This is a genomic window from Bacteroides faecium, from assembly GCF_012113595.1.
Taxonomy (GTDB): domain Bacteria; phylum Bacteroidota; class Bacteroidia; order Bacteroidales; family Bacteroidaceae; genus Bacteroides; species Bacteroides faecium.
On record NZ_CP050831.1, the window covers coordinates 902,404 to 920,751 of the forward strand.

The window sequence follows — 18,348 nt, forward strand, 5'->3', positions numbered from 1 at the left end:
AGCGACATTTTCTGCAAAAATAGTCCGCATTGCTTGTTTTGTTCATTTAATACGCACTTCGATTGGCTCTCCATTCCCAACCTTGTATTTTCCTATAACCTTATTAGCCTTCTTTATCAGAACCAGTAATGCGTTGCCTTTGTTGCGTTTCACTTCAATATCAAATGTTGCGCCAAATGCACAAATGCGTTTCAAAGACATTGTATTCCAACCTTCCGGAAGTTGCGGCGTCAGTTTAAAAGCATCCAGCGCAATGGGACGTATGCCAAACAAGCCTTCTGTCATAATGCGGCAATATAAAGCGCTTTCCGTGGACAGATGGCGTTGATTCCCTTCCGGCCATGCTTCTACCGCATAAGGGACATGGTCGCCCAGCAAACGGGTTGCAGAATATTTTTCCAGATATTCGGTCGCTATCTCTCTGGCACCACAAGAATAAGCTCCCCGAAAAGCATAGAGCGTGGAGCGATCCCAGTACGTAGAAGTACCCGATTGAGTCAACAAACCGTTCTCCATCCATAACTTATCTGAGAACAGGGCAGCCACAGTGCCCTCTGCCCGATTATAAATCCCCATAGTCAACGGAATACAAATCCATGAACGAAGCACCGTATTACCATCGTAATAACGATATGTCTCATAACCTTCCACATTATGGGCAAAATATCTATCAATATTTTTATAAAGTTCAGCCGCCTTGTCCTGATAGGATTTTATACATTCACGATCTTTCTTCAGTGCCTTTCCCAAATAAACAGCAGAAATGAGAGCGTCATAATACAATGAAGAGGTACATAAGTTAGCTTTCCCCGCTGGGAAACGGTTTTCCAGTTCATCGGAGTCAGATTCCACTATTCCTTCAGCATTCAGTTTCCGGTTGCAATATTCCAGACACCATTCAATCAATGCCCACAATTTTTCCGCCTCATGACGGTTGCCGGACGCCAAAGCATAACGTGCCGCACCATAAGCGACCATCGCCACATCTCCACGGTCGCCCGCCACGCCAAAGCAATCTATTCCCTCTGCGATTATAGATGAAGGCAAAGGCTTATACTCGTCATTCATATAACGCATAAATAAGGTGAACGAATCCATCGCCGAACGATTTCCCGCCGGATAGCCCAAATAAGGAAAAAACGGATTGATGTATTCTGCCTGGTCGTTCGCCCAAATAGCCGCGTAGTAAGCTTCCCCTCCCGGACTTTGCATATATCCGCCTTTTGTATCAAATATACTTTCCGAACCGCGTATCTTGGCAAACGAGAACATTGTATTGATCACATCACTCGGAGTCTCAAGCACCAGATTACCCTGTACTTGCTGCAAAAATTCCCGACGTGCAACAAGTTCTTTATCAACATCCAGAGCCAGCTCCCGTTCATTCTTTTTATATCCTGCATAAATCACTTGAAACCAAGCCTTCTCTCCGGCTTTTAACTGAAAAGTACCTTCTCCAGCCGGAGATGAAAGAACAGCCGTTAATGTATAACTGCCTTCCACTCCTTTAGCCTCATCCGTATGATAAGAAAGAGTATTCGCAGGAAATTGGACGATTAACGGATGTTCGGTCACATTCTCCAATTCATATTTCTCACAAAAAGCCGGCTGTGATGTAGAAGGGAAAAGCGTGCGTGTCAGCGAAACGCCTTTATTGCCATATATACTCTTCACAGTCATAACCCCGCTTAAAGATACGGTTTCCACCTTTTCGCCTACCAGCGGCTGTCCGTTCACAAGACACAGGTGCGCCCAGTCTCCATTGAAATGATGCTGCAAACTACCATGAGTGTCATTAGGAATAGTACGGAAAGTCGGCAGAACCATATTCCGGTCAATCACCCATTCCCCTGCTGCATTAATACCATAACGCAATACAGTCGAAACTTTCAAACCACTCATCTCAATATGGTCATTATGAGCGCCGTTTATCTTCCAATAAATACTATCCGGTGAGACGATAGTCCATCGTGCAACTCCACCGGCATATAAAAGGTTTGTGCTGAACCAACATATCAGCACGATGAACCACATTGTCTTTTGCCTAGTCATCATATCTTATTGCATTATTAAAACACTTCTACTCAAAAGCAAACCGCTACTCCTTTACATTCGTAAAGTCCTTTGGCAACACTCCGAACTGCTTCTGGAAACATTTTGCAAAGTAGGACGGTGAATTAAATCCTACCATATAGCAGATTTCATTGACCCTGTTTTCACCCTCTTTCAGCAGTTGGGCAGCCTTTTTCAGACGCTCCAGACGAAGGAACTCATTCGGGCTGAGATCCAGCACTCCTTTAATTTTCCGATAGAAGTTAGAACGGCTCATATTCAAGTTATCTGCCATGTCATCCATACTAAACTCCGGATTGGCATAGTTCACCTGAATAACCTCGTTCAGTTTCTTGATAAACTCTTCATCGGCTTTCGTCAATGCCATTGTATTGGCGGCTATAAAAGGAGATTCCGCAAAAGCCTGGCGCAACTTCTCCCTGTTCTGAATAAGATTGGAAGCGCACGCCTGCAAGTATTCCACAGAGAAGGGTTTTTCAATATAGGCATCCGCACCCAGTTCCATTCCCTCTATCTTCGATTGTATATTAGTCTTTGCGGTCAGCAGTATGATAGGGATATGGCTGTAATTCAAATCCGACTTAATCGTCTTGCACAGTTCGAAGCCATCCATTACAGGCATCACGACATCACTTATCACCAGATTCACATAATTGCCGTCCAGTACACGCAATGCTTCCGCGCCATTGGTAGCTGTCAGCACCGTGTAATCTTTCGACAGTTGGCGAACCACAAAAGCAAGCATATCCGGATTATCTTCCGCCACCAACACAGTCGGGCGGTTATCCTTTTCTACTGCTTGCTCTGCAGGAGCTTCGTTCATCTTGTCAGTTTCCACTTCCACTTCCGATGTCAGGGTGATTGTCGTATCCTGTACTATCGGCAAAGTCATACAGAAAGTATTATTCTCCTCCCCTTTTCCCATAGTCAAAGTCCCTTGATGCAGTTCGGCAAGCGAGCGGGAGAGAGCCAGCCCGATGCCGGTTCCAGTAGTTACTTTTCCATCCTCCTGCTCGTTGAAACGAACAAAAGGCTTGAATATCTCCTCTTTCATCGCATCAGGAATGATTACCCCGTCGTTCACCGTGCAGATACGGAATGAATTACCTCCGTCCGTATCCGGCACTTCCAGCGATATATGCACGTAACTTTCCGCATATTTCACCCCATTGTTCAGCAAATTGCTGATGATTTTCGTAAATGCTTCCTGATTAACATGGGCATAAAAGTCCTTTTCCGGCATCTGCAAGGTGAAATCCAACCCTTTCTGCTTGGCAAGGGAAGTGAAGCGCACATGCGTTTCTTTCAGTACTTCCGTTATATTACACTTCGCAAAGTTCAGCCTGAATCCCTGTCTCTCCGTCTTGCGGAAATCAAGCAACTGATTGGTCAGGTTCAGTAACCGTTCCGTATTCTGCTTCATGATGTTCAAGTCCTCGCGGGTTTCCGTATCCACCTGTTTTTTCAATATGATATTTTCCAACGGACCTTTAATCAATGTCAACGGAGTACGTATCTCATGAGCCACATTCGTAAAAAAGTCAATCTTCGCATTATACACTTCGCGTTCCTTTTCCTGTTCGAATTTCTCTATCTGCCGGCGATGCTTCCTGTTACTGCGTCTCTTGAAATACATAACCGTATACAAGGAACAACCTATAATCAACAAGGCATACACAATATAAGCCCAGATAGAAAGATAGAAAGGCGGAAGAATATGTACTTTCAAGGTTATTCCTTCTTCATTCCATACCCCGTCGCTATTGGAGACTTTCACCCGGAAAGTATAATTGCCATACCGCAGGTTGGAATAAGTGGCAAAAGGACTTTCGCCTACCGTCAGCCAGTCTGCATCAAAGCCGTCCAGCTTATACATTATCTTGCTCATTCTCGGAGCCTGGAAGTCCAGTGCCGCCACACGGAAAGAGAAAGAGTTCTGATTGGATTGAAGTACAAGTTCGTCGGAAAAAGTGATGCTCTTCTCCAACGGAGAGCCCGGTTCGCCTACATACACTTCCTTGCCAAAGAGCAGAAAATCTGTAATCACGATAGACGGAAGCGACTTGTTCTCTGAAAAGTTCTTGGGATTGAAAGCCACAAAACCGTCGATACTTCCCAGATAGATTGTACCGTCTTCCGTTTCAAAACTTGAACGATAATTGAACTGGTCGCCCAGCAAACCGTTGGAAGTGGTATATACTTTCATTGCTCCGGTGGTAGGCTGGAAACATACCAAGCCATTATTGGTTGTCAGCCAGAAAAGCCCGGCCTTGTCTTCCACAATCTGATAAACGACGTCGTTTGGCAATCCGTCCGCCAGATTATAACTGGTGAAGGTTTCCGTCTCCGGATGGAACAAACAGAAGCCGCCGCCCTGTGTCGTGAGCCAAACCTGCCGGTGGGAATCCTCGAAGATACTCACTACCTTGTCGTAAGGAAGGCTTTTCGGGTTGCTTTCATCATGCAGGTAATTCTTCCATTTCTTCTCACTCACATTATAACAGTAAGCACCGTTTGCATAAGTTGCCAGCCAGAGGTTTCCGCCGGAGTCTTCTTTGATGTCATATACAAACCGGCCGTTCAGTTCCGGAATCCGGTCAAAATCATCGGACTGTTTATTATAACGCAGCAGGCCGAATAATGTGCCCAAATAAATATCTCCCGTCGTTGTCCTGCAGATGGAAAAAACACTATTATCTATCAAAGAACGCGGTGAATCTGTTTTCTGATATGTTTTCACAATAGCTCCCGTGCGTGTGTCTACCACTTTTACTCCTTTGGAGAAAGTGCCTACCCAAAGGTAGTCATCGACCAGACATAGCCCGTGTACATTGGTGAAAGCATTGCTCGGGGCGAAAAAAGAGAAGGTCTTGGTTTTCGGATTAAAGCGATTCAAGCCACCGTCTTCAGTACCAATCCACAAAATTCCCTGATTATCCTGGCAGAACTCACGTACCCGCTTTCCATGCAGCCCGTTTTCTGTCCCTTTCGGATAATATTTCTCAAAATTCGTATAGAAACGGGGGTAATAGTTTACGCCACCGAAATAAGAGCCAATCCAAATGCCACCTTCACGATCCTTGCACAGCGAATAAATAGCATTATCGGACAAGGAATAAGGGTCATTGATCGAACTGCGCAAGTGAACATATTTTCCCAACCTGAGATTATAAATATAAAGCCCTGATTCGGAAGCGATCCACAATTCATTGTCAGAGGCAACCAGCAGTTCCCGACAAAAGACCGACTCCCCATGTTCATCTGCCAAGAGTAAATCGTGCAATTTGTTTGAAGTCAGATTCAGTTCCTTCACTCCACCTTTCAAAGAGCCCACATACAGGCAGTTATATGCTCCTTTCACAAGGCTTATCACTACATCGTTCGCATAAGTTTCTTTATTCTCTGTAGGGGAAAGATAAGGATGAAGTGTCTTCAGACGGTCTTTCGAATAGAAAAGTCCGTCACCATAACAACCTATCCAAAGGGTTCCGCTATTGTCGAAAACGAAGGTCTGTACATTAGTGGTGAGGAAAGAAAAATCTTTTAAGGTATAATTCTGAAGTTGCCTTTTCTCCAAATCATAGCAGAAGAGTCCTTGAGATTCAACCGCTACCCAAACACAGCCTTGATTATCCCCTGATATTGCGGTTACAGTATGTTCTATCTTTGTACTCTCTGCACTCAATTCCGTAAAGTGCCGGAAGAAGTCTTTCTCCGGGTCATAGATATAAAGCCCTACGTCCGTACCTACCCAGATATTTCCTTTCGCATCTTCATAAAGCGCAGTGATGAAGTTATTTCCGATACTCCGTTGGCTACGGTCGTCATGTTTGAATTTACGAAATGATAATCCATCATACCGGTTCAGTCCATCTTTCGTACCGAGCCACATAAAACCTTGCTTGTCCTGCAAGATTGCATTGACGGTATTTTGAGATAATCCGTTCTGTACGCTTAAGTTTTTGAAATAATAATGTTCATCTGCTACTTGTGCGCAGCAGAGTATCGGGTAAAAAATGAGACAGATTAAAAGTATCAAGACTTTCTTCATAATACGTGTTTTCTAGCTTTCCGTTTGAGTTACCAAATGTAGGCAAAAATACAACGGAAAGATAGAAAATACGTCTCAATGAATGAAAGAATCGTCCTATTTCTCTATTCTAATACGCGCATCGACTGCTATAACAGCCTTTTCAGTCGCCAGAAGAGGGTTTATATCCATTTCTTTGATTTCTGTCGCAAAGCGGAGCAAGGTAGATAAACGAACAATAATCTCCGCAAATTTATCTTCATTCACTCCTTTCTGTCCACGCGTTCCCTGAATGATTTTATAGGCACGCAAGGAATGAATCATTGAGTAAGCCTCTTCGTATGAGAGCGGAGCCAAACCCGAAGAGACATCTTTCAATACTTCCACAAAGATACCGCCCAAACCACAAAGCACTACATGTCCGAACTTCTCTTCGTACTTCGCACCGATGAAGAGTTCCGTACCTCGCAACATAGGTTGCACCATGATTGCTTTCGCGTCAGCAATCTGCATCATACGTTCAAATTCCAAAGCCAGATGTTGCTCGCTTTTGATGTTCAATACCACACCGCCGACATCTGATTTATGCACCGGACCAACGACTTTTGCCACTACCGGAAATCCGCATCTACGAGCGAAAGCTACTACTTCTGCTTTATTATTCGATACAAATTCATCGACAAGTGAAATACCGGCTGCATGAAGCAAAGCTTGTACATAATGAGGGGCGATATAGCCGTCTTCCGGGATAGAATCGATAATCCTGCGAATTCTTGGGACGTCTACTCCGAACAGTTCTATTTCTGGAACTGCCGGTTTAGGAACATTGACGATGCGTGAAAGGGCTGTTCCCAAGGTAACTTCATCTGCAAAGTTCACGTGTCCTTTTGCCAGAAATGCCGCTACTTCCGCTCCGGCTGTATTGATGGAAGGCAGGATCGGGAAAATCGGTTTGCTGCACACCTGCATCTTCTCATGGAGTACGTCATACATCTCGAACATGGTGACCAGTCCCGGTGTCCCGAAGATAGCCATCATGGCATCTATATTTTCAAATTTCTCTTCGCAGTAATCTATGCAAAGACGCAGGTGCTCGGGAGTTCCCGTAGCAAGAATATCAATCGGGTTTCCAACGGCAGCACCGGGGAAAAGTTGTGCTTTCAGTTCTTCCGCCAGTTCGCCTTCGAGCTTCGGCACATTCAGTCCGCCTTTGCTCAGTGCATCTGTCAGCATCACTCCCGGTCCACCGGCATGAGTGATAATAGCAAAGTTCTTTCCTTTCAATTCAGGCAGAGTAAATACACAACCTACGGTAGTCAATTCTTCACGAGAGAAGCAACGCACAATCCCCGCTTTACGGAACAACGCTTCTACTGCCGAATCGGAACTGGCGATTGCGCCTGTATGAGAAGAGGCCGCCCGGCTTCCACTCTCCGAACTTCCGGCTTTGATTGCTGCGATCTTGCATCCTTTTCTAATCAGAGAAGAAGCATGAAATAACAACCTGTCCGGATTCTGAATGCTTTCAATATAAAGTAGTTTCAGATGAGAATCTTTTTGGGGATCGAAGTTCTCATCCATAAATTGCAATACATCTTCCACACCGATCTGCTTGGCATTTCCCACCGACCAGACTGAATTGAATTGCAAGCCTTTTGTAACGGCACTTTCAAGAATAAATACCGCCGTAGCACCGGAGCTTGAAACCAAGTCCACCCCTCTCGGGTTCAAATTAGGAATCGGCTGGCTGAACACGCTATGATGCCATGTGTTCATTAATCCGATGCAATTAGGACCAATCAATGAAGCTCCGTATTTATTGACTGTTTCCAAAATACGTTCTTCCAACAGTGCTCCTTCGTGAGTTTCTTCGCCAAAACCGGCGGAGAGTATGATAAATGCCCTGGTTTGCTTCGTACTAGCCAATGTTTCCACAATATCGGGACACATCACAGCAGGCACAGCCAACACCGCCAAATCCGTATCCGGCAGATCATTCACATCTGCAAAGGCAGGAACTCCCTGTACTTCCTTCTCCTTCGGGTTCACCGCCCGAAGTTCTCCCTGATAACCTCCGTTTATCAAATTCTTTAATATTGCGCCACCCGGCTTATGTACATTATTCGATGCCCCTACTACGACAATGCTTTCAGGACGAAGCAACTGGGTTGTTATCATATCATGCTTTGGTTTTCGTTTAACTTGAATACAAATATATTCTTTCTTACGAGATAAATAAAAGAAAAAGGGGAGAAATCTATGCGGAAATATATAATATCTATTTACTATCCATATCTTACAATATGAACAAAAAAGAACTTTTATACAGAAAAAGAACAAAATTCTTTCTTAGAATTAGAAATATACAGCAAGAGTATAAAGCAAAACAAAAAACGGGATGGATTTCCCATTGACAGTTATCATATTCATATAAAATACGCATAAAACCACACTATTCGATATAGCAAATGTCATAATCGGCACAATTAGCACAGTTTACAATCATTCACAGTTCAAGTTAACATTATCACTATTTCATTCATTTTGCAGCAACCAGAGCAAAGCAAGCACTTAAAATGGCACTTATCTCCTTCTTTTAGAAGCAAAGAAGGGTTACTCACCGACCTTCGAGTCGTTCCTTTAAAAGGAACAGAATCTTCCTTTTAAAGAAACATTCCCAATTCCGCCAAGAATTATGCATATTTGTCCTATTTATATTCAAGAAATAAGCTCAATTATGCATATTATTGCATCATTTCATGCAATAATTCTTCCTTTAGAGCAAAATTCAAACATTCTTCTTTAGCTTCAATCTTAAAAATAGAACATCATAGAAGATTAAACAACTCTAACACCTATACTTCTCTCGGAATCATTTTGTGCATTTTGGTGCGGATTTGAGTTTATTTTGGTCAAGGAATACATGTGCTAATTTTACTTGCCGTCTCTGTAGGAAATAACAACTCCGGTTGCACAGATTAATTCGTTCGACTGTAGTCTTTCTTGCGTTTGACTATAGTCCTTCAAAAGAGAGACTATAGTCAACTTTGCGTCGGACTATAGTCCAACGAATAAAGTTGTGCAGTCGCAGTGATTATATTTAGTATGTTCTCGGAATAATTATAGCACGTGGGGGACATAATTATCATCTGCAAAGAGAATTAGCTCAAAGCCGCACCGGAAATGTACAAAATGATCCCGAGAAAAGCATAAAAGTATCTTAGTCTAATTGTTCTCCAAAGATACTCTTGAAAAAAATTACCGACGATTTAGAAAACGGATAATCACTTATCCATACTCATGCACTACATTCACCGCATAAAGTTCAATATAATAGGAAAGACAGTCTTTCATATATTTATTTATTCACTTAAAAACAGTAGTATTATGACACAGAGCATGAATTTAGCTTTAGGCGCAAATTTTGATTTACTGAAAACCAACCTTTCAGCAATGTTTGAGAAAGATGACAATGGAAGTAAGATTTTACTTCTTCCGACCAAGATTGATTCTCCGACTCCCGTTACATTGGGCGAAATGGTAGAAGATTTCAAGAATGCATTCGGCATGGGCAAAGAAGATTCAGAGAAAATTGAAAACAGCCTGAAAGCAGCGCAGAAAGATGGTAGCAAGTTTGATCCGGACGCTATCACTTTCCAATTGCAAGCAGCGTTTCTTTATAAGGAAATGCCTAAAAAAGGAGCGGAAGACAGTCAGCAACCAGCCGGAGGAACAGAATACGCTTTTGCCGTAGCAGTAAATATGGCCGATGCATTGCCCGACTTAGGTTTTGTCAAACTAAACAGTTTGTTTATTGCTGTATGGAACACTGAAAGAGAAGTTGTATTACAGCAAATCGGAACCGGCAATATCACCAAGATGCTAGCTAACCTGAACGCTTAATTTTTATCCGGTTGACCCAGAAGTCAAAAAAGTTCAGTATTCACCCCTCCTACAAACATTTGCAGGAGGGGTAATCATAAAAAACTTGACTTTACAGCCAGTCTTTACCTTCAACAATCAAACGGTTTCTTATGAGCAAAAAAACAAATATAAGCCTTATTGCCAACGGAGAAGTATTCGGTTTCCCTGCCGAATTCGGCATAGCCCGTATAAACAACGAAACAACAATCATCGGATCTTTAAACACTAAAGGAAAAAATCCCGGTGATTTCATTCAAAACAAAGAACTGGGTATAACCGAACTTTCCGACCAACTAACCATTCTTCCCGAATCCGGCACAGAGTTTTCTGTTTCTTTTGCCAGGAAACCCAAACAAACCGCCTTCGCCCTGACATCATCAGGAATACTTTGCGGTATCTTACTGACAGAGGAAAGTAAACAGATGCTACTTACTCTGAACACCTCCAGACTAAAGAGTGGAAATAAGTTCGAACAGTTTGTTTCCGATGTTGCAGAATGGGCAGAAATCAGTGAATTGACCCTTATTATCCGCAATAAAGGGGGCATGAGCTATTCTTTCCTTCAACAACTGTCGGAAGGCTTCGACAAAGTAATGATTCCGAAAAGCTATGAGAAGTATCAACTCATAGCCACCGGCATCTTCGAGCTGAGCCGAACCGATTTTGGCCAATGCATATCAACTTTAACCAAACAGAACCAACTGCTATTTGCCGTCGGAGGAAGTTTTACTGAGAAAAGTTTTGGCGCACAGTTGATCAGTGAAAAAATAGAAACCGACACATTTATTCTGGAGAACTTTATGTTCGGTCTACAACGATCAAGCAAAGGCTTCTATTGTCTTGCTACCGGAACATTCACTTTCAAACTGGAAGACAGAAACATCTGTTTCATACTCTCCGGTGCAGTATCTCCCGGTTCATTTATGCTATCCGCCGCCTCATCATCCGATGCCAGGATACCACTTAATTCACGACTGTCCTTTTCAGACTTGGCACTCAGCATCGGTGTCAACTCCGGGAAAGTATCATTCGGAATGACCGGACGATTGAACACCAACAACCTGTCTATCTTTGCAGGCTTTGCCATCAATCCACCCAAAATAACTCTTTTTACAGCAGCCCTCACCTCTACTACCGGACGTATTTCACTAAAGGACCTGGTGGTTGAAATAGCCGATATTCAATGGGAAGCGGTCAACTGTCTTGATGTAGTCGCCATAGGCGATTTTGATATCCAAAACATTTCCTTGTCAAACGGAGGAATCAATAACTTTCCAACAAACAACAAGGCGGAAGATTATAATGAGAGCAAGAGAAGCATTGAAACAAACACCAAAAAGGACTTCAATGAAAAAATGAGCGCCCTAAAAATTGAAGGAGATGCCCAACTTACGCCATTAGGTAACAATACCGGACAGTATATTCTGACAGACAAAGGTACCATGCGCCATTACCGGATTGACCGCAGCGGCAAAATCTCATTAAACTGCCAGATCTATGTCTGTTCACAACCAACCAAACTCGGCAACTATGATATGCCTGTCGGATTCTTCATCTGTGGAACAATGGAGATTTTCGGAACCAAAATACGATTCTTATTCCTGGCAGATAAAGGAAAATCTCTTATCGCCCTTGTTCAGATGGATAAGATAAACATACTTAAGGGACTCTTTGTAATTGAAAAATCCCAGAAACCTTTACCCATTGAGCCGATAAACGGCGGCGTAGCCGGACAACTGGTTAAACCCAACAACCAAGGTGCCACCCTATATCTGAATATTCAGAAAGACAAAGGGGAACTGACGTTTTATGTTAGTGCTCACCTTTCCATACTAAAAATATTCGACTTCGACACATTGATATTGATCAAGGACAAGCTTGTATATATCAATATTGAGACCCAATTGGCCGGCTTCAAGACCACTTTCAATCTACAAGGCAGTTATCAAAACTTTAGTGAAAGCGGTTTCACGGCAAGAGTCGTTTTCGACACATCCGGTTTCCGCGAAATATTAGAAAAAGCCCAGAAAGCATTGAGGAGTGCCGCCGAATCTGTTGAAAAAGGAGTGAAAGAAGCGACTCGTAAAGTGGATGAAGCCCAACAAAACGTACTCAACCTGCAACGAAAGATCGATGGTTACAACGACAGAATCAATCAGTGCAAAAGAGAGATTTCGAGTGCCAAATGGTATCAAATAGGTAAAAAAATAGCCCGAGGTCTGGAAATAGCCGGTCTGGAAATAGCTAAAGCCGGAGTCTATGTAGCCATTGGTGTGGCATACGGTGCTCTGGAAGTGGCCAAAGCAGCCTTGAAACTAGGAGGGGCGATAGTAAGTAGCGTGCTTAAATCAGTAGCCTATATAATCGAAGCTGCCACTCAGATTCTTTGGATCAAGTCTTTTGAGCTAGGTATTACCGCTACTCCCCAGATACAGAAAATCAATGCAGAACTTGTTCTGACCATCTTAGGCAATGACGTCCGGCTGGCAGGAGAGCTGAATTTGACGGGACTGGTCGAAAACATCAAGAACTTCGTATCGGGAGGTGTCAAGGAAAAATCCGACAAGTTGATAGAAGATGCCAAGAACGGTAAAGTAACTCGAGCCATCGAAGCCACTCCGGACAGCGAGATAGATCTGGCATTTGTTCAGGAATACTGTGACTTGAATAAAAACCAGAAAAGATATGAAGAATTACGACTGCTACAGGATGCAGCAGATGACCTGTTCATAGACTCAAACAACGCCTACTTTGACGCTTTTAACGAAGAGCATCCGGACGAGAGAGAGAATGCATGTCATCTGACAGAGCTCCGCTGGGAAGAAGAAATTTTCCATAAGCAACACAGCGATGCATTTGACGACGATTTTGTAGAATCACTGGATAATGTAATTCAGGTTATCCGCCAGGAAAAGACGACCAGTCGTGCCAACATCTCCGAAGAAATGGAAAACAAAATGGACAACCTGCTCCACACGGTAAAAACCATACGGACAGAAAAAGAGTACCGTGCCAAAAGAGCCCAAGAAAGAGAGTCTTTGTTCTCCAGAGTAGAAAGAAATATGGAAATGAAACGCAGCTCTATGAGATCAAGAGACGCTGAAACCGAAAGGAGTGCGGAAGAGGCCAACGAACAATACGCAAACGACCTTTCCAGGCTTATCGAACAACATTTGGGAGACAAAGAAGGAGAAACCGCCGAAAACTTAAAAAGGACATTTGGCATATCCCTCTATCGCTTCAGAAATCAAGAAGACACGTTTGAACAATAAATCAATGCAAAAATGAAAACATCAAAGATAACCAATAGAATAATCTGTTTTATTACCATTCTGCTCTGCTGCACTTCCTTGAGAAGTGAGAACAAAAGCAATTTTACCCTGTTCATCTACATGAACGGTTCCAATCTGGAAAGCAAATACAAACTAGCTACCAGCAATATAGAGGACATTGCACAGAGTATCACATTGCCAAAGGAAACGTCAGACTATCATCATCTCACCATACTGTTGCTAATGGGAGGCACCAAGCAATGGCATCTGGGTGAAAATATATCCTCGCAACCGATTCCGAGTGACAGCATCGTTTATGTCCGGATCACCTATGACGGTTTTCAAAAAATCCGTTCGCTGAAAAATCAAAGTATCGGTGATCCGTCTACTCTGAAAGAATTTATCCGATATGGCACGGAGTATTTCCCGGCAGAAAGGTATGGACTTATTTTCTGGAACCACGGAGCAGGTTCGGTAACCGGTTTCGGATATGATGAACTAAATCCCGCCAACACCTCCTTATCACTGGCAGAAATCCGGTCAGGTCTAGCCATTTCCGATTCCGCTCAGCCCATTCCCCAATTTGCTTTCATCGGATTTGATGCCTGCCTGATGGCAACGTTGGAAACCGCTGAGTCCGTTTCACCCTACGCAAAGTATCTGGTGGCCTCTCAAGAATTGGAGCCCGGGAAAGGATGGAACTACAAAAGTATCATCAGTTCATTATGCACCGATCCAAAAATTCCGGATGAAGCATTGTGCCGGCTTATCGTTGATTCATTCATCGAAGGCTACCAAGACAAAAAGGAGGAACAGGTTACTTTATCTGTTACTGATTTAAAGAAAGTACACGCACTGACTGAAAATATCAAAGAACTTTCGGAAAAGGTATATGCAACATTTGGATCCCCCAACACAACAATGAGTTCAAACAGTTACAAGAAAATATCCGGTTACCGTATCGCATCCAAATCATTCGGCATGCCGGCATTAACCTATTATGGGCCTGACATGGTGGATGTATTGGATTTCTGCCGACATATCAGCAAAACCGCCCCATTGACAGAAGCCATCAAAAAGAATATAGAGGAAACCGTTATCTATTCAAGAACATCCGACAACCTGAAAAACGAACCAATTTGCGGATTATCCGTTTACTTTCCCTGTTATAACCTGAATGTCGCTAAAAATTTAACAGGATATTGCGGTCTCGGTTCTGAAGATGGCTATTTCCATCTCGTAACAGCATTTGCACAAGAATTGGTGACAGGAAGAAGTAAAGAGAAAGTGGCAAATGTGGTCAAAAACAATTCATCCACTCTTCTTTCTACAGAGATGATTCTGAAATTGAGAAAGATATATACTACCGTACAAGTTGCACAAGACGGACGATGGATATCCTACGGACTGGATGGCGCAGATGTGACACTAAATGACGAAGGAGCAATCATAAAGACGGACAAAGACAAGAAAATAGTAGAGGCATGGGATCAAAAGTGGATTTGCATCGGGGATAAGCCTGTCACTGCGTACATGATGCTATCCGCCAGAAAAGACTCACTTGTCTATACAGTTCCCGTTACACTGAATAACGAGCCTTGCGATCTAATCATAAAATACGACAACATTAAAAAATCTGGTAGTATATATGGTGCCAGACAAACCAGTAATCAATTGATTCCCGGTAAAGGAATGCTTGAAATCAAAGCCAATGATGCCATCACCTTCCGGTATGAGCAGTTTGACGACAATGACTCCATCAATTATATTCAGTCCACCGACACAATTATCGTTCAACAGGACAGAAGCAACCTATCAGTCAGGACAACCACTGTTCCAAAAGGAAAATACCGTTACGGCTACTGCCTCGTCGATTTGTACGGAAGAAAGTATTACACCAAATTTACTGACTATGACGTAAAATAAAGGATATAAAGCGAACTTATTTAGAAAGAATTTTCCGGAATTCAGAAAATAAATGGCTGTTACCAGTTATAAATTCTTTGATTTGTGCAAATTAATCATAATAATTATGGAACAGACAAAACAAGAATTAGTGATCATTCTTCCGGAAGGGATGAAAGATGTGCCTGTACGTATTGTCAGAGATGATCAATCAGATGAACTGAATATCAAGATAGTCAATCTGACAGAAACAAGAAAAGAAAAATCTCCGTCAACAGAAAAACAGCATGTACTTATCTGGCATCAGAATGAATATGAACATTTGTCTTTGGATGCCATCATGTGGATAGAAGCAAATAGCAGCTATTGCTGTATCCATGCCACGGAAAATCGTAAATTTACCATGTCCTATCCACTGGCACGAATAGAAGAACGCCTACCAAAAAGTCAATTCATACGCATCCAGCGTTCTTATTTAGTCAACATCGAACACGTGAAGAAGCTAGCCGGGCAATCACTGATCATAGGTAATCATATACTAAAAATAGGAGAAGGTTATAAGGAAGAAGTACTAAATAGATTCATATTCTTAGGAGTACGTGGATCTCAGCCACGAGAGGCTAAGAATGTTAAATAATAACAATTATCAATCTATTTATAGAGAAGACCACTGATTATCATTTGTTAAAATACTATTTTTGTAAAAAAATACAAGCATGACATATTATTATAATCATCCACTATCTTTTTCGGAAAAAAGAACAAGTAGTTCTTCTCCCGAACAAATGCAAAAAAGAAGCTTTATGGCTGATAAAAAATGTCATGAGTCATTCAAATTATCCCTTAAAAAGTTGTGTATGTCAGAATTTTATTTAAACACACACACACACACACACACACACACACACACACACATTCTCACCGCGCGTAGTATACAATTTATTTCCTAAATATCAAAGGGGTAACTATTGCAGCTATCCTTTATACAATTCAAATAATATCTTATTTTCAAGACTATGTATGTATCCTTTAACAAGAGGATACAACCATTGTCATGCCATTTTCGTATCCACCTCTAATAACATTCATATATGACTAAGAAAACCTGGTTAACAATTTTATCCGTTCTCCTCGCGCTCCCACTATGGGCACAATACATACAGGATACAACCTATATTTTTCGGTTCAAGTCCGGAAGTGATGCTTTTTATGTGCCATATCAGGGAAATGAAACGGAACTCAAACAATTGATAGAAGTATTAGAAAGCCACTTGAGCGAACTGCAGCAAGGTACAATGTACATCGACGTAAGTAGTTATGCTGCAACAAGCAACAAAAAACAAAATGCGGTTCGGACAGCCTATTTACGCAATAGCCGGGTAAAAAGTGAACTTATCACCCGATACAATATTACCGAGTCCATGTTTCTGACCGACAAGCACATTTCAACACCTTATAGCAAGGATAAACTTCGCGATGTAGTAGTAGTCACCTTCCCTGCCAGCTTGGAGAGGATAGAACAAATTGCTGGAAAACAAGCAGCGGAAAAGGTACACGCTTACTATAAAGATCAAGCAGAAACCCAGAACCCCCAAAAGGAAACCGAACAGAAACAAACAGCACAAAAAGAAAGGTGCAAAACTGAGACTTCCAATCTTCTCGTTTCACAACCCACACCGGAAAAGAATACTGAAGATATTCCGGTTCCGACCGTGACCACACAAGAAAAAGAATATAATATAGCACTACGCGCCAACCTGCTTCGTTGGGCAACACTCACACCCGACTTTGGTATCGAATGGCGTATTAGTAAAGACTGGAGTATTCAGGTGAACGGTTCATGGACTTCGTGGAGTTGGAACGATAAAAAACGCCGTTATGCCCTTTGGGAAGTATCTCCCGAAGTACGCTATTATATAGGTACGGAAAAACGGGGTTATCTGGGGGCAATGTACCAGATAGGAGAATTCAACTATAAACTAGGTGATACCGGCAAGCAGGGCAACCTCATGGGTGGCGGATTGACGGGCGGTTACCAGCTGAAACTAAATAAAAATCTGGCTTTTGATTTCTCACTAGGCATCGGCTGCACCCATGCCGACTACGAGAAGCATGTCGTCATCGACGGTGTACGGGTGAAACAAGGCAAAGAGAATAAGAATTATTGGGGCGTGAACCACGCCGGAATCACCCTTGTATGGCAACTCAAATAAAAAAACAATGAAAAATAATATGGAGAAACAGCACACAGCCGACTTTCAGAAGAAATTCCCCTGTATCAAGAAAACAGGTTTGTTTCTGGCAGGGACCATCCTTATCTTAGTGACCGGATGCGTGAAAAATGACCTTTACAACACCCCACATCCCGAAAAAGGAGCCGTGGTAATCACCACCGACTGGATGGACGCATTAAGCGAGACAGATATTCCGACCACCTATAACCTGCGTATGGACGAAACCATAAAACAAGCGGAAGGAAAAGTTTACAGTTATTCCGACTTGCTGACACCGGGAAGACATAGTCTGCTAGTGTATAACGAACCGCAAGGGATGACTATCAACGGCACAACCGCTACCGTCGACCTGCGCGAAGACGGAACGCTGAAACCGCTTCCGGAGTATCTATTTTCAGCAAAGAAAGAACTGGACGTAGTGCAGGACGATACTTTACATATCACTGTTTCGATGATACGGAGACTCTGTCCCATCGTACTGAACCTCTCGCTCACGGGAGAAAATGCAAAAGAAATAGCCAGGATAGACGCCACATTAAGCGGTATCATAAATTCCATTGATTTACAGAACAACGTAACCGGAAACGAAAACCTGACAGTAACGCTAGACGTACAACAGGCAGCCAACAAAGTATATGACTATGCAACCGGAAAGCTGAAAATGGGATGTCGTGTAGTAGGCGTCAATTCGAATGAACACCAATTGCTAACTGTCACCGTCACCATGAATGACAGCTACAAAAGCACCATCGTTTCCGACCTAACGGACTATCTGAAAAACTTGAACGCCGATATGAAGCCAATAGAACTGACCCAAACGGTGGAAGCACTGCAAGACGGGCATTTCAACGGAACGATAACCGACTGGATAGTAACAGACGATTTCGAGATTGACGCACAGTAATCATAT

Annotated in this window: 9 protein-coding genes; 6 read left to right on the forward strand and 3 right to left on the reverse strand. The window is 42.7% G+C overall.

Annotation, left to right across the window (positions count from 1 at the left end; genetic code table 11):
* Positions 1-42: 42 nt before the first annotated feature.
* The 3 genes from BacF7301_RS03415 to BacF7301_RS03425 form a co-directional block, all read right to left on the reverse strand.
* Positions 43-2,055, reverse strand: a complete 2,013-nt coding sequence (locus BacF7301_RS03415; RefSeq protein ID WP_167960218.1) for a hypothetical protein — start codon at positions 2,053-2,055, stop codon at positions 43-45.
* A 43-nt stretch (positions 2,056-2,098) separates the two neighbouring features.
* A complete protein-coding gene (locus BacF7301_RS03420) occupies positions 2,099-6,124 on the reverse strand; it encodes a hybrid sensor histidine kinase/response regulator transcription factor (protein ID WP_167960220.1) in 4,026 nt (1,341 codons plus the stop codon).
* Positions 6,125-6,220: 96 nt separating this feature from the next.
* On the reverse strand, positions 6,221-8,281 hold the full coding sequence (locus tag BacF7301_RS03425) for an acetate--CoA ligase family protein (RefSeq protein ID WP_167960222.1): 2,061 nt from the start codon (positions 8,279-8,281) through the stop codon (positions 6,221-6,223).
* A gap of 1,209 nt (positions 8,282-9,490) precedes the next feature.
* Here BacF7301_RS03425 and BacF7301_RS03430 point away from each other — a divergent pair.
* The 6 genes from BacF7301_RS03430 to BacF7301_RS03455 all read left to right on the forward strand — a co-directional run bounded on the left by BacF7301_RS03430 (position 9,491) and on the right by BacF7301_RS03455 (position 18,342).
* Positions 9,491-10,006 (forward strand): hypothetical protein, encoded by a 516-nt coding sequence (locus tag BacF7301_RS03430; RefSeq protein ID WP_167960224.1) that lies wholly within the window; start codon positions 9,491-9,493, stop codon positions 10,004-10,006.
* A gap of 131 nt (positions 10,007-10,137) precedes the next feature.
* On the forward strand, positions 10,138-13,299 hold the full coding sequence (locus BacF7301_RS03435; RefSeq protein ID WP_167960226.1) for a hypothetical protein: 3,162 nt from the start codon (positions 10,138-10,140) through the stop codon (positions 13,297-13,299).
* A gap of 12 nt (positions 13,300-13,311) precedes the next feature.
* Entirely contained in the window at positions 13,312-15,225 is a 1,914-nt protein-coding gene (locus BacF7301_RS03440; protein ID WP_167960228.1) for a clostripain-related cysteine peptidase, read from the forward strand.
* A gap of 106 nt (positions 15,226-15,331) precedes the next feature.
* Entirely contained in the window at positions 15,332-15,841 is a 510-nt protein-coding gene (locus BacF7301_RS03445) for a LytR/AlgR family response regulator transcription factor (protein WP_167960230.1), read from the forward strand.
* 454 nt (positions 15,842-16,295) lie between these two features.
* Positions 16,296-17,417, forward strand: a complete 1,122-nt coding sequence (locus BacF7301_RS03450) for a DUF3575 domain-containing protein (RefSeq protein WP_167960232.1) — start codon at positions 16,296-16,298, stop codon at positions 17,415-17,417.
* A 7-nt stretch (positions 17,418-17,424) separates the two neighbouring features.
* Positions 17,425-18,342: a FimB/Mfa2 family fimbrial subunit gene (locus BacF7301_RS03455; protein ID WP_245208333.1), complete on the forward strand. Its 918-nt coding sequence runs from the start codon at positions 17,425-17,427 to the stop codon at positions 18,340-18,342.
* Positions 18,343-18,348 lie beyond the last annotated feature (6 nt).

Excerpts from the sequence above, each read along its gene's own strand:
- BacF7301_RS03420 (WP_167960220.1), bottom strand. The coding sequence starts at position 6,124 with ATGAAGAAAGTCTTGATACTTTTAATCTGTCTCATTTTTTACCCGATA.
- BacF7301_RS03435 (WP_167960226.1), top strand. The coding sequence starts at position 10,138 with ATGAGCAAAAAAACAAATATAAGCCTTATTGCCAACGGAGAAGTATTC.
- BacF7301_RS03455 (WP_245208333.1), top strand. The coding sequence starts at position 17,425 with ATGAAAAATAATATGGAGAAACAGCACACAGCCGACTTTCAGAAGAAA.
- BacF7301_RS03430 (WP_167960224.1), top strand. The coding sequence starts at position 9,491 with ATGACACAGAGCATGAATTTAGCTTTAGGCGCAAATTTTGATTTACTG.
- BacF7301_RS03425 (WP_167960222.1), bottom strand. The coding sequence starts at position 8,281 with ATGATAACAACCCAGTTGCTTCGTCCTGAAAGCATTGTCGTAGTAGGG.
- BacF7301_RS03415 (WP_167960218.1), bottom strand. The coding sequence starts at position 2,055 with ATGATGACTAGGCAAAAGACAATGTGGTTCATCGTGCTGATATGTTGG.
- BacF7301_RS03450 (WP_167960232.1), top strand. The coding sequence starts at position 16,296 with ATGACTAAGAAAACCTGGTTAACAATTTTATCCGTTCTCCTCGCGCTC.
- BacF7301_RS03440 (WP_167960228.1), top strand. The coding sequence starts at position 13,312 with ATGAAAACATCAAAGATAACCAATAGAATAATCTGTTTTATTACCATT.
- BacF7301_RS03445 (WP_167960230.1), top strand. The coding sequence starts at position 15,332 with ATGGAACAGACAAAACAAGAATTAGTGATCATTCTTCCGGAAGGGATG.